This is a genomic window from Deinococcus betulae, from assembly GCF_020166395.1.
GTDB lineage: Bacteria > Deinococcota > Deinococci > Deinococcales > Deinococcaceae > Deinococcus > Deinococcus betulae.
In genome coordinates, this window is sequence record NZ_JAIQXU010000006.1 from 62,128 (window position 1) to 75,098 (window position 12,971).

Annotated in this window: 11 protein-coding genes; 9 read left to right on the top strand and 2 right to left on the bottom strand. The window is 69.2% G+C overall.

What is annotated here, in order from left to right; genetic code table 11:
• The first annotated feature begins 13 nt into the window (after positions 1–13).
• Positions 14–2,443, top strand: a complete 2,430-nt coding sequence (locus tag K7W42_RS06495; RefSeq protein ID WP_224573247.1) for a glutamine--tRNA ligase/YqeY domain fusion protein — start codon at positions 14–16, stop codon at positions 2,441–2,443.
• A gap of 283 nt (positions 2,444–2,726) precedes the next feature.
• Entirely contained in the window at positions 2,727–4,541 is a 1,815-nt protein-coding gene (locus tag K7W42_RS06500; protein WP_224573249.1) for a WD40 repeat domain-containing protein, read from the top strand.
• A 194-nt stretch (positions 4,542–4,735) separates the two neighbouring features.
• Here K7W42_RS06500 and K7W42_RS06505 read toward each other — a convergent pair whose 3' ends face one another.
• Positions 4,736–6,160, bottom strand: a complete 1,425-nt coding sequence (locus K7W42_RS06505; protein ID WP_224573251.1) for a tetratricopeptide repeat protein — start codon at positions 6,158–6,160, stop codon at positions 4,736–4,738.
• A 97-nt stretch (positions 6,161–6,257) separates the two neighbouring features.
• On the opposite strand from K7W42_RS06505, the gene K7W42_RS06510 reads away from it, so the two are divergent.
• The 7 genes from K7W42_RS06510 (at position 6,258) to K7W42_RS06540 (ending at position 12,394) form a co-directional block, all read left to right on the top strand.
• Positions 6,258–6,752: a hypothetical protein gene (locus tag K7W42_RS06510; protein WP_224573253.1), complete on the top strand. Its 495-nt coding sequence runs from the start codon at positions 6,258–6,260 to the stop codon at positions 6,750–6,752.
• 112 nt (positions 6,753–6,864) lie between these two features.
• Positions 6,865–8,730 (top strand): ATP-dependent zinc metalloprotease FtsH, encoded by a 1,866-nt coding sequence (ftsH, locus tag K7W42_RS06515; protein ID WP_224573255.1) that lies wholly within the window; start codon positions 6,865–6,867, stop codon positions 8,728–8,730.
• Positions 8,731–8,845: 115 nt separating this feature from the next.
• Positions 8,846–9,313, top strand: a complete 468-nt coding sequence (locus K7W42_RS06520; protein ID WP_224573257.1) for a GNAT family N-acetyltransferase — start codon at positions 8,846–8,848, stop codon at positions 9,311–9,313.
• Between the two features lie 72 nt (positions 9,314–9,385).
• Positions 9,386–9,985: an RNA polymerase sigma factor gene (locus K7W42_RS06525; RefSeq protein ID WP_224573259.1), complete on the top strand. Its 600-nt coding sequence runs from the start codon at positions 9,386–9,388 to the stop codon at positions 9,983–9,985.
• Positions 9,973–11,160 carry a cupin domain-containing protein gene (locus K7W42_RS06530; protein WP_224573261.1) on the top strand — a complete coding sequence of 396 codons (1,188 nt, stop codon included), beginning with the start codon at positions 9,973–9,975 and terminating at the stop codon, positions 11,158–11,160. Before K7W42_RS06525 ends, K7W42_RS06530 begins: the two co-directional genes overlap by 13 nt.
• A 43-nt stretch (positions 11,161–11,203) precedes the next feature.
• The gene (locus K7W42_RS06535; RefSeq protein WP_224573263.1) at positions 11,204–11,638 is read left to right on the top strand and encodes a TlpA family protein disulfide reductase; all 435 of its coding nucleotides are present in this window, start codon (positions 11,204–11,206) and stop codon (positions 11,636–11,638) included.
• 6 nt (positions 11,639–11,644) lie between these two features.
• Positions 11,645–12,394 carry a cytochrome c biogenesis CcdA family protein gene (locus K7W42_RS06540; protein WP_224573265.1) on the top strand — a complete coding sequence of 250 codons (750 nt, stop codon included), beginning with the start codon at positions 11,645–11,647 and terminating at the stop codon, positions 12,392–12,394.
• A gap of 51 nt (positions 12,395–12,445) precedes the next feature.
• On the opposite strand, the gene K7W42_RS06545 is transcribed toward K7W42_RS06540, so the two are convergent.
• A complete protein-coding gene (locus K7W42_RS06545) occupies positions 12,446–12,967 on the bottom strand; it encodes a DinB family protein (RefSeq protein ID WP_224573267.1) in 522 nt (173 codons plus the stop codon).
• Positions 12,968–12,971 lie beyond the last annotated feature (4 nt).

Consider the following 12,971-nt stretch of genomic DNA (forward strand, 5'->3'; position numbering starts at 1 on the left):
TATCCTGGGACCTATGACGGCCTCCGAGTCCCCCACCCCTGCCCCGGACACGCCGCGCGTGGCCCCCAACTTCATCACCGAGATTATTGAACGTGACCTGGAAGCCGGCACCTACCCGCAGATCGTGACGCGCTTTCCGCCGGAACCCAGCGGATACGCGCACCTGGGGCACATCTTCGCGTCGTTTCTGGATTTTCAGACGGCGGCGCAGTACGGCGGGCGCTACCACCTGCGCATGGACGACACCAACCCGGAACTGGCGGCCCAGGAATATGTGGACGCCATTGCCGAGGACCTGAACTGGCTGGGCTGGGACTGGGGCGAGCATTTTTACTACGCCAGCGACTATTTCGAGAAGTACTACGGGTACGCTGAGCAGCTGGTGACCCAGGGCGACGCCTACGTGGATTCGGTCAGCGGCAAAGAGATGGCGCGCCTGCGCGGCGACCCCAGGACGCCCGGCACGCCCAGCCCGTACCGCAGCCGCACCCCCGAGGAAAACCTCGATCTGCTGCGCCGCATGCGCGCCGGCGAGTTTGCTGACGGCGAGCACGTGCTGCGCGCCAAGATTGACTTGAGCAGCCCCAACATGAAGCTGCGCGACCCGGTGCTGTACCGCATTCTGCGCGGTACCCATTACCGCGCGGGCGACGCCTGGTGCATCTATCCCATGTACGACTTTCAGCACCCGCTGCAAGACGCCCTGGAAGGTGTCACGCATTCGCTGTGCAGCCTGGAATTCGTGGACAACCGCGCCATCTACGACTGGCTGATGGAACGCCTGGGCTTCGCGCCGCGCCCCCACCAGTACGAGTTTGGGCGCCGGGGCCTGGAATACACCATCACCAGCAAGCGCAAGCTGCGCGAGTTGGTCAAAGAGCGCGCCGTGTCCGGCTGGGACGACCCCCGCATGCCCACCCTGCGCGCGCAACGCCGGCTGGGCGTGACGCCGGAAGCCGTGCGCGCCTTTGCCGCCCACATTGGCGTGAGCCGCACCAACCGCACCGTGGACATCAGCGTGTATGAAAATGCCGTGCGCGACGACCTGAACCACCGCGCCCCGCGCGTCATGGCGGTGCTGGACCCAGTGCGCGTGACCCTGGAGAACGTGGAGGCCGAGCAGACCCTGAGCCTCCCCTACTGGCCCTTTGACGTGGTGCGTGACAGCCCTGACGGCCTGGTGGGGCGGCCAGGCGGCGCGCGCGTAACCCCCGAGGAGGCCGCGCGCCCGGTGCCCCTGACCCGGACGCTGTACATCGAGCGCGAGGACTTCAGCCCCGAGCCGCCCAAAGGCTACAAACGCCTGACCCCCGGCGGCACGGTGCGTCTGCGCGGCGCCGGGATCATCCGCGCCGAGCGCTTTGAGACTGGTGAGCAGGGGCAGGTCACGCATATTGTCGCCACCTTGCTGGGCGACGACGCCAAGGCCAGCGGCGTGATTCACTGGGTGAGCGCCGAACGCGCCCTGCCGGCCGAATTCCGGCTGTATGACCGCCTGTTTCGCGTGCCCAACCCCGAAGCGGCCAACCCCGAGGACGCGGGCGCCGAGCCGCAGGCCCCCCACTTTGACCCGGAGGAAATCGGGCACGAGGACGAGAGCCGACCCATGAACACCGAGTTCATGCGGTATCTGAATCCCCACAGCCTGCGGGTCACGCGCGGCTTTGTGGAACCCAGCGTGGCGAACGATCCCGGTGACACCCGCTACCAGTTCGAGCGCCAGGGGTATTTCTGGCGTGACCCAGTGGACAGCCGACCTGACGCCCTGGTGTTTGGCCGCATCATCACCCTGAAAGACACCTGGGGGCAGAAAGCGGAAAAGGTTGACGGCGCCAAAGGGCCGAAGAGCGAGAAAAAGTCGGCCAAGGCAGACCCGGCCAACTCGGCCCCGGTTGCCACCGCCCACGCTCCACTTCTGCCCGAACAGGAGGCCGAGGTGGCCCGCCTGACCGCGCTGGGCGCTGCCGAGGCCGACGCGCGCACCGTGGTCCGGGATGAAGCGCTGCAGGCCTTTGTGTCGGGGGCTGTGCGGGACGCGACCCTGGCGCAGGTGGTGTCGTGGACAGTCAACGACCTGGCACCGGGCCTGCGCGCTGGCAACGTGCAGGTGACCGCCGCCGACCTCTCGCCTCTGGCGGCGCGGCTGGCCTCGGGTGGGGTCACGACCCGCGTGGCGCGCGACGCCCTGGCCCGCGCCGCCGCGTCCGGCGAGGCGCCGCTGAGCATCATCGAGCGCGAAGGGCTGGGTGGTGGCCTATCTGAGGACGACTTGAACGCCATCATTGCGGGGGTGCTGGCGCAGAACGCCGAGAAGGTGACGGCCTACCGCGCCGGCAAGACCGCGCTGCTGGGCTTCTTTACCGGCCAGGTGATGCGCGCAGCGGGCGGCCGGGCCGATCCGGGGCAGGTGGCGGCGGCTCTGAATCAGGCGCTGGCGGGCTAAGACGGGCTGACCGCAGCACCCAGCGCCCCTCAGGGATAACCCTGGGCAGTGCTGGGGGAGCCTGCGGAACGGCACGAGAGCGGCACCTGTGAGAGATGGCGCCGCCTTCTCTCTTTCAAGCCCGCAGAAGACTGCCAGCGGCCCCGCGCAAGAAGGCACAGCGCAGAGCATGAGCATGACCAGAAGAAATCTGCGACCTTCCTGGGTCTTCCGGTCGGGCCAGCGGCTCCGCCTGCCCTCAACCCGGCCCCCTCCCAGGGGCAACTTGGGTACAGTGACAGCCATGAAGCCGCCTGTTCTGCTGCGCACCGCCCTGCTGGGCGTCACCCTGGCCCTGTCCGGCGCGGCCAGCGCCCTGACCCTGGCGGACCCCAAGGTGTACACGGTGCCGGGGGCCGACACCAGCGTCGCCGCCTTTCTGCCGGGCGGCCAGGTCGTCGTCAACGCCGACAACGGCGTGCTGGTGCTGGACGCCGCCCTGAAGACGGTGCGCAGCTGGTACACCCTGCGCGGCGACGTGCTGGGCCTGAGCGCCAGCCCTGACGGCAAGCGGGTGGCGGCCCTGTCGCGTGACCGCTGGGTGGTGTGGGACGTGGCCTCGGGGCGCGAACTGCGCAGCGGCACCCCCGCCCTGGACGCCCGCGTGGCCTTTGACGCGCGCGGCGACCTGCTGCTGCTGGAACGCGGCACCCTGGTGCGGGTGGCGGTGGCGACCGGGCAGCGCACGCCCCTGCTGGGGGGCGGCGACCTGGGCGACGTGGCGGTCAGCCCCGACGGTCAGCGGCTGGTGACCCTCACCGACACCGAGGTCTCGCTGCTGAAGCTGGACGGCGGCACAGCGCTGACCAGTGGGGCTGTGCTGGCCAGCAGCGAGGTGGACGAGGACTGGAGCGAACTGGCCGCCACCTTTGCGCCGGACGGCAAGGCGGCCGTCGTGCGCCTGGGCGAGCAGACCCTGATTCTGCGGGAGGGCCAGACCAGGGCCACCGAGGTTGAAGGCGGGGAGGACCTGGGCCTCAGCGGCAGCGTGGTCTTCCTGAATTCCGCGCAGTTTGTCTATGCCGAGTACGGCGAGGGCCAGCTGTACGACGTACAGACCGGCGAGGCAGTGGGCGAAGCGCTGGAATTCGATGCTTACGAACCTCTGCTGGGCGGGCCGGACGGCGCCGTGCTGGCCCTGGGCCGCTCGGTGGGCCGCCTGAGCACCGCCGACCTGAGCGTCCCGCCGCGCCCGCGCGTCACGCTGCCGTCCAGCAACACCTGGACCGGCGCGTTTGTGGGGGGCGTGCCGCACGCGGGAGTGGGCGAGTTTCTGAACCTGAAGACCGGCGTGGCCCTGAACGCCGGCAACCGGGACAACCTGCTGGCCGCCGAGGCCCACAGCGAGAGCCTGTGGACCCTGAGTGGCCTGACCGTCAACGTGTACCGCGCGGGCAAAGTCACGCGCGTGGCCACTCTGGACGAGGACGCCGAATACGAAACGCTGCACACCTCGCCCGACGGCACGCTGGCCGCCGTCAGCGGCTACGGCGGCGCCGCGCTGCTGGACAGCCGCAGCGGCAAGGTGGTGGGCACCGTGACGGCAGCCAAGCTGAAGGTTGAGGACATTCACGACGCCCTGCCCACCCTGGATGGCCGGAGCCTCCTCTTGATTCCGCATGAGGGCGACCTGCTGCGCTACGAGCTGGCCAGCGGCCGCAAGACGGTGGCTTTCAAGCTGCCGGCCGGGGCCGAAGCCTACGAGTTCCAGCAGAGCCGGGGCGGCACGCTGGCCGTCGCATACGGCAGCGAGGACGATGACCGCATTGCGCTGATCAAGCCAGGGGCGGCCACCGCGTTCAAGACCCTGGTGTTTGCTCAGGCGGTGCGCGCCCTGCGCTTCAGCCCCGATGGCAAGCAGCTGGCGGTGCTGACCGGCGACAATCAGAACGCCCTTCAGGTGTACGACACCGCCAGCGGCGCCCTGCTGACGCGCACCGGGGCCTTTAGCCTGCGGACCTCGCTGCTGGCCTGGGCCGCAGACGGCTCGCAGTTGCTGGTGGGGGCCGGCCTGCTGGGCCAGCCGGGCAGCGCCACGGTCTACACGGTCAAGAAATAAGGGGGGTAGGACGTGGGGTGGAGGTTGGGGGCTCATTCCTCCAACCTCTCCCCCACGTCCTCTCCTAAAGATTCCGTCTGTTGCGTTGACATACTGGAAGAGCGCCGTTCTACACACCCACGCCCGCACCCGTTGTGCTCCCTCTCTCCAGTCGAATTGAATCGTTTTTCTCAACGATTCAATCGGAATCCCTCTCAGTTCAGTGTTCGGCCACCCTGCGCGCCTTGCTGGGCCAGCAGGTCCCCGGCGCGCCGCAGATGCTCTTGCAGGGTCACGTGCCAGTCGTCGCTTTCGGGGGTGTGGCTCAGGGCCTGCTGAGCGTAGGCGTAGGCGGCGGCCGGGTTGGGAAAGCCCTGCTGGGCCAGCACATCGGCGGCCATCTGATGGGCGGTGATCCAGTCGCGGCTGCCAGGAGCCGCCTCACGGATCACGCGCTCGTAGTGCTCCAGGGCGTCGTCCAGCTGAAAGTAATCCAGGGCCACGCTGCCCAGCACCAGACTGGCCGGAATCACAGCCCCCTGGGCCAGCGCCTGCTCGGCGCCCAGCTGCGCTTCGGGCAGGCGGCCCAGGCGGTAATCGCACTCGGCCACGTCGGCCAGGACCTCGGGCAGGTAGGGGTATTCGGGGTCGGCCAGCGCCGCTTCCAGCTTCTCGCGGGCCTCAACCGGGCGGTCGAGGTCCAGCAGCGCCACGCCCAGCTCGTGGTTGGCAAACGGGCGGTCGGCCTCGGTGGACAGATTCAGGGCCGTCTCAAATGCCTCCAGGGCCTGCTCGGTGCGGCCCAGGTGGGTCAGTACCTGGCCGCGCACCAGCGCCACCCCGTAGCTGGGATCGCCGTGCTGGCCCTCCAGGCGGGCCGCTTCCCGAATCATGTCGTGGGCCTGCTCGGGCTGGCCCAGATTCAGCAGCGCCTGGGCGCGCAGGTAGTGCCAGGTGGCCAGATTCAGGCCCTGCTCCTCGGCTTCGTCGGGGCTAGGGCGCGCGGCGTAGAGGGGCCGGGCCTGATCGAGTGCGGCCTTGGCGGCGTCAGGCTGGCCCAGTTGTAGGTGCAGCGCGGCCTGTTCCTGCAACATGACGGCGCGGTTCACCCCACTGGCCAGGTGCGCCGCCTCGGCGTACAGGGCGGCGGCCTCGGCACTTTGCCCCAGGCTCTCGTGGGCGTCGGCCTCCCAGGACCGCAGACGCCAGCGCAGGTGTTCCGGCAGGTCGCGGCTGGTCAGCTCGATGTCCAGGGCGTCCTGCGGTTTTTCACCCAGCGCCAGGGCACACAGGGCGTGAAAGCGGGCCAGAGGATCGGCGGCCGCGCGCACACTCTGGGCCGGGGCGGCGGCTTCCGGGCCGCGCGTGCGGGCGTCCAGTTCGGCGCTCAGGGCCAGGAGCAGGGCGTCGTCCCGCAGGGCAGGGTCCAAGGTGCGCGCCGCGCGCAGTGCCGCTTCCAGTTCTGTGGTGGCCGCGTCGCCGTACAGGGCGTGCAGGTGGCCCAGGTAGAGGGCCAGCCGGGCCTGCGCTGGTTTACGGGCTTCATTCATGGCGGCGTCCAGAATCCCGAATGCGGCGTCGTAGTCGCCTCCGGCGAGCGCCGCGCACACTTGCTGCCAGGTGGTCGCCACATCAATCATTTCCCCGCAGGATACTGCGCCGTTGCCAGCAGAGGCGCGTGCCCGGCTCATCCTTTCGCCGCTTGCCTGGGACGGCCACAGGCAGTCTTATGGCGAGGTGACCCCTCCCAGACCTTCCCTGTGGCCCGTTGCCGGCGGGGTGCTGGCCCTGCTGTGTTTTGCCGCGCTGGGCCTCCTGGGCTGGCAGTGGCTGGCCGGAGGCCGGGCCGCGCCTGTGCCCTACGCCGAGTTTCAGCGCCTGCTGGCCGCCGGACAGATTGAGCGCGTGGTGGTGCGCGAAACGGGCGCCGCCGTGACCCTGACAATGCCCGCCGAGGTGCAGGTCAACACCGTTCAGGGGCTGCACCCCCGTGAGATGCGCGACTTCAGCGTGCAACTACCCAGCAGCCTGACCCTGCCCGGCAGCCGCCTGATGAACGACCTGAGCAGGCAGGGCGTGCAATGGCGCTTCGAGCAGTCTGGCCCGTGGCCCGGCCTCCTGCTCAATGGCCTGCCTCCACTGCTGTTTCTGGCGCTGTTCGTGGCGCTGCCGCTGACCCTGCTGATCCTGTTGGCCTGGCGCGCCCGGCGACCCAAAGTTGTCAAACCCTAAAGAGCAGGTGTAAGGCGGACCCTACTCACGCACCTTGAGTCTGGTACACTCAAGTTCAGCGGGGCGAAGCGCGCCCTACCCCTCTTTTCTTCTCCCTTCTGGAGGACTGTTCTTGAAACGGCTCAATCCCTGGCTGATCGTCCTGTTCGTCCTGGCCCTGTTCCTGATGTTCTCGCAGGCCCCCATGAGCGGACGCTCCAGCGTGAACTACAACGAATTCAAGTCTCTGCTGGAACGCGATCAGGTCGAGCGCGTGGTGGTGCGTGAAAACAACGCCGCCGTGACCCTGAAAGCGCCCACTGACGTGCAGGTGAACACCGCCCAGGGGTTGCAGCCCCGCGAGCTGCGTGACTTTTCCGTGCGGCTGCCCAGCAGCCTGGCCACGCCCGACGGCGGCCTGATTAACGAACTGGAAGACCGGGGCGTGCAGCTGCGCTTCGAGCAGCCCAGCCAGTGGCTCGGCATCCTGCTGAACTTCCTGCCCATCATCCTGCTGTTCGCCATGATGTACTTCTTCTTTATGCGCGCTCAGGGCGGCCAGAACGGCGTCATGCAATTTGGCCAGTCGCGCGCCAAGAAGTACGGCAAGGAAAACCGCGTGCCCACCAAGTTCACGGATGTGGCGGGCCACGAGGAAGCCAAGCGCGAACTGGTGGAAGTCGTGGATTTCCTGAAAAATCCCGGCAAGTACCACCAGATTGGCGCCGAGATTCCCAAGGGTGTGTTGCTGGTGGGCCCTCCCGGCACCGGTAAAACGCTGTTGGCCCGCGCCATTGCTGGCGAAGCCGACGTGCCGTTTTTCAGCGTCAGCGCCTCTGAGTTCATGGAAATGTTCGTGGGCGTGGGCGCCAGCCGCGTGCGCACGCTGTTTGAGGACGCCCGTAAGAGCGCCCCGGCCATCATGTTCATTGACGAAATCGACTCAATTGGCCGCAAGCGCGGCGCCGGCATTGGCGGCGGCCACGACGAGCGCGAGCAGACCCTGAACCAGATTCTCTCGGAGATGGACGGCTTTGATAAGGCCAGCAGCGTGATTGTGCTGGGCGCGACCAACCGCCCCGACGTACTGGACCCCGCCCTGCTGCGTCCCGGCCGCTTTGACCGTCAGGTGACGATCGACCTGCCCAACCTGAAAGAGCGCGAGGCGATTCTGAAAGTTCACCTGCGCAACAAGCCGATGGCGCAGGGCGTGGATGTCAACGAGATTGCCAAGAGCACACCGTATTTCTCGGGTGCCGACCTGAAGAACGTGACCAACGAGGCCGCGCTGGAGGCCGCCCGCCTGAGCAAGACCCAGATTGACATGAGCGACTTTTACCGGGCGCTGGACAAGATCACTCTGGGCCTGGAAAACGGCAGCTTGACGGTCAGTGATCAGGAGAAGAAGGCTATCGCTTACCACGAGGCCGGGCACGCCGTCACCGCCGCCGTGATTCCGGGCAGCGACAAGCTGCAAAAGGTCAGCATTATCCCGCGTGGTCGCGCGCTGGGGGCTGCCTTCTACCTGCCTGAAGAGCAGGTGCTGATGAGCAAGGAGCGCCTGGAAAACCAGCTGATTGTCGCGTTGGGGGGCCGCGCCGCCGAGGAAGTCTTTATGGGGAGCGTGACCAGTGGCGCCGCCGACGACTTCCGCAAGGCCACCAACATTGCCCGCAAGATGGTGCTGGAGTGGGGCATGGGCGACAACTTCAAGAACATGGCGCTGACCACCGACAGCGGCCCCGTGTTCCTGGGCGAGGACATGGCCAAGCCCAAGGCGTTCAGTGAGCACACCAGTCAGCTGGTGGACGAGGACGTGAAGCGCATCCTCAACCGCGCCTACGAGCGCGCGCGCGAGCTGGTCACCCAGTACCGCCAAGCCATGAATGAGGTCGCCGAGGCCCTGCTGAGCCAGGAACTGATTACCGGCGACGTGGTGCGCGAGGCCGTGGCCCGCGTGGGCGGCGAGCAGCAGGCCATGCCGCAGACAACGGCGTAACGCCCCTCCAGCCTTCTCCCCCACCAGCCCCTGGCCACGCGGTCAGGGGCTGGTGCTTTGCCCGCTGGGCAATCTGGCGGATGCCGCGTGCCCCGCGCCCCGCCAGACTGGCCCCATGCCCACCTACCGTCTGGAATCTGGTGCTGACGCCAAGCGTGAGGCGGCTGTGTCAGCTGCGCTGGTCGCTTACAACGACGAGCACAGCGAGATGCTGCGCCAGCGCCTGACCCCCGAACACCGCCTGAGTGTGCCTCTGGAAAGCTATCTGCTCTCAGAGGCGGGCGAGGTGCTGGGCGGCTGCACCGGCCGGGCTGTGCCGCTGTGGGGCTGGCTGGAGATTGACCTGATGTGGCTGAGTGAGCCCCTGCGCGGCCAAGGCTGGGGCGCCCGTCTGCTGCGCGATGTGGAAGCCCAGGCCACGGCGCTGGGCTGCACCCGCGCCAAGCTCAGCACCTGGGAATTTCAGGCGCGCCCCTTTTACGAGCGGCAGGGTTACGTGGTCTACGCCGAGGAACAGGACTACCCGCCCGGCCACACCAACTTCCTGATGCGCAAGGCCCTGACGCCACCGGCAGGCGGCTGAGCGGCCCGGCCTGCTTGCCCCTTGAACCCCAGGGGCGCCGCGCTGCGTACTCTGGACGTGACGTGGACTCTTATGACTAAGGCGAGCCCACCCCGGCAGGCTCAGCCCGAGCTGCCCCCAGAGCTGCTTCTGGCGGCCCGGCTGCGCCGCCGCGACGAACGGGCCCTGGCCGAGGCCTACGACCTGCACGCGGCGGCGGTGTACGGGGTGCTGACCCGCCTGCTGGACACCGCCAGCGCCCAGGAGGTCTTGCAGGACGTGTTCGTGCGGCTGTGGGAGCGGCCAGAGGCCTACGACCCGGCGCGGGCGGGCCTGCGGGCCTACCTGCTGGTCGTGGCGCGCTCGCGGGCGCTGGACCGCCTGCGCGCCACGAAGGCCACCGCGCCGCTGCACACCGAGGACGGCGCCGAGTGGCCGCTGCCCGACGAGCAGCCCGGCCCCGCCCAGCGCAGTGAGAATGAAGCCCGGCACCGCCGCGTGCGTCAGGCTCTGGGCGGCCTGAGCCCGGCGCACCGCGAAACGGTGGAACGTGCGTACCTGCGCGGCGAAACCCGTGAAGACATTGCCGCTGGCATGGGGGTGCCGGTTGGCACGGTCAAAAGTCGGCTCAGCCACGCGCTGGGCCACCTGAGGCGCCTGCTGGGCGAGGAGGCCCGTTCGTGGCTGGACTAGAGACACACTGCCCGCTGGTACAGGGCGAATTGCACCGCCACGTCGCCCACGGCGAGCCGCTGAGTGGAGCGGCCCAGGCCCACCTGCGCGGCTGCGCCGAATGCCGCGCGGAACTGGCCCTGCTGCGCGGCGTGCAGGCGGCGCTGCTGGCCGAGGTGCCGGCGGTGGCCCCGCCGCCTGCGATGCGCGCCCAGGTGCTGGCCCGCGCCCGCCGCCCGGCCCGGCGCTGGTGGCCAGCGGCCCTGAGCGCCGCAGCAGCGGTGGGCGCACTGCTCACCCTGAACCTTCTGGGTCCTTCGCGCGGGGTGGCGGGCGCGCTGCCCGACCCGGCGGTGGTGGTGAGCGCAGGCCGCGACATGCTGGTGGCCAGCAACGATCACCAGGGCACCCTGACCCTGCTGCGCGGCGGGCAGGTGCAGGCCACCCTGACGGCCCCCGCCGCCCAGACCCCCTGGTTTACCGAGGGGGTGCGCCTGGGCGGGCGCGTCTTCCTGGCCGACGCCGCCAACGACCGGGTGCTGGAACTGACGCTGACGCCGCTGCGCCTCACCCGCACCCACCGCGTCCCGGACGGGGTGGCGGGTCTGACCGCCGACAGCGGCGCGGCGGGCGGCCGGGTGTACTTCAAGAGCGTGCGCGGCGCGGTGGGCACCCTGGACGGCGCGCAGGTCACGCTGGCCCGCGAGGCCGGGATGCCCCTGGCCGACGCGATGGACGGCGTGCTGCTGCTGGGCGGCCACCTGCTGGTGACGCACCACCTGAGGGGCGAGGTTTGCGTGCTGGACCCTGACACCCTGGCCGTGCGCCGCCGCCTGCCCCTGGGCGGGATGCCCGTGGCGCTGGCGGCGGTGCGGGACGGCGTGCTGGTGCTGGACGTGCAGGGCCGCCTGCTGCGGCTGAGGGGCGACCTGAGTGTGGCGCAGACCTGGGCGGTGGGCGGCCACCCCGACAAGCTGAGCGTGAACGGCGACGTGGCCGTGCTGACCGACCGCAGCGGCGCCGTGACGCGGGTGCCCCTGAGGGGCGGCCCGGCCACCCGCACCCAGCTGACGCACCCCATGGACGTGGAGGTGCTGCCCGACGGCACCTTTGCCGTGGCCGAGGGCGGGCGCGGCCTGCGCGTGCTGGACGGCGCCCTTCAGACGCAGCGGGCGGTGGGGCGCCCGCCAGAATGAACCCCCAGACCCCCTGCACCCGTACCCAAACCGGAGGGAGACCATGACCCGATTCACCCTGACCGCCCTGAGTGCCGCCGCCCCTTTCATGCTGCTGGCGCTGGCCGCCACCGCCGCCGCCAGCATGCCCGGCCACGACATGAGCACCATGTCCAAGGCCACCGGCTACCAGCCCTACAGCAAGGCCGCCTTTGACGCCGCCAAGGGCAAGCAGCGGGTGCTGTTCTTCTGGGCGTCCTGTTGCCCCAACTGCCGCGCCGCCGAGGCCGACATCCAGAAAAATCTGGGGGACCTGCCCGCAGGCGTTGTGATATTCAAGACCGACTACGACAAGGAAGCGGCCCTGAAAAAGCAGTACGGCATTACCTACCAGCACACCTTCGTGCTGGTGGACGCCCAGGGCAAGGCGCTGCGCAAGTGGAGTGGCGGCGGCCTGAAGCAGATTGTGGCCAACGCGGCCGCTGCCAAGAAGATGTGAGCGGCTGTGCTGCTGCTGCTTGTGGCGTTTGTGGGCGGGCTGCTGACGGTGCTGTCGCCCTGCGTGCTGCCCGTGCTGCCGGTGCTGCTGTCGGGCACGGTGGGCGGGCGGGGCCGCCCCCCCGGCATCATCGCCGGATTCCTCGGGTCGTTCGTGCTGCTCACGCTGTTTCTGGCCAGCGTGGTCACGGCCCTGAACCTCAGCCCGGACGCCATTCGCTGGGCAGCGGTGGTGATGCTGGTGGGCTTTGGCCTGACGCTGGCGGTGCCCGCCCTGCAAGCGCGCTTTGAACGTGTGGCCAGCCGCGCCCTGCCCCAGCGGGCGGGCGGCGGGGGCGACGGGTTTCTGGGCGGCGTGCTGGTGGGCGCGACCCTGGGTGTGGTCTGGACGCCCTGCGTGGGGCCTATTCTGGCCAGCGTGACCACCCTGGCCCTGAGCGGTCAGGTGACGGCCTTTGCCGCCGCCGTGACCCTGGCCTACGCGCTGGGCGTGGCGCTGCCCATGCTGGGCGTTATGTGGGGCGGGCGGCGCCTGCTGCACCGGCCCGCGCTGCTGGGCCGCCTGAATGGCTTTCAGCAGGTGTTTGGCGCTGTGCTGGTGATGTTTGCCGCCGGCATGGTCGTTGGCCTGGACCGGCAGGTGCAGACCGCGCTGGTTGAGCGCCTGCCTGCCCTGCAACGCCTGACCTTTCTGGAAGAAACGGCGGGCGTACAGCGCGAGCTGGAACGCACCGACCTTCAGCCCGCCCTGCCGTAGCGGGCACCACAGGCAGGGCGGCTGGGGCACCACATCCCAGCCGCCCTGCCTTTACTCGCGCCAGATGGCCCAGTGGTTGTCCAGTTCGTCCATCTGTTCCTTGGTGTGCCCGCCCTGACGCAGCAGCGCCATGACCTGACCCCGGTGGTGGCTGTCATGCACGATGGTGTGCTGCAAGAAGTGGGCGGGGCTGGCGCGGTAACTGCCTTCATTCCAGGGATCGGCAAACGGTTCGCCGGACGCCAGGTGGGCTTCGACGGCCTTGACTGCCGCCTCGTCGCCGGCTGTAAAGGCGGCGTTCAGCTCGGCGGGCGGGCTCTCCTGCCAGCGCCACATGGGGTCGCCGTCAGCGTCTGTGCGCGTGGGGTCCAGCAGGGGCATGGCGTGGTCGCGCGACAGGTTCCACAGCCAGCTCACCCGGAAACCCGCCATGTGCCGCAGGTGCCGCTCCACCGTCCAGCCGCCCTGACCGTCACTGAGGGCAAAGTCAGCGGGGCTCAGGGCCGTCAGGAGGACTTCGTTCACGCGGGCGTTGCGGCGAAACGATTCCAGCAAAAAATCCAGGTTCGACATAGAG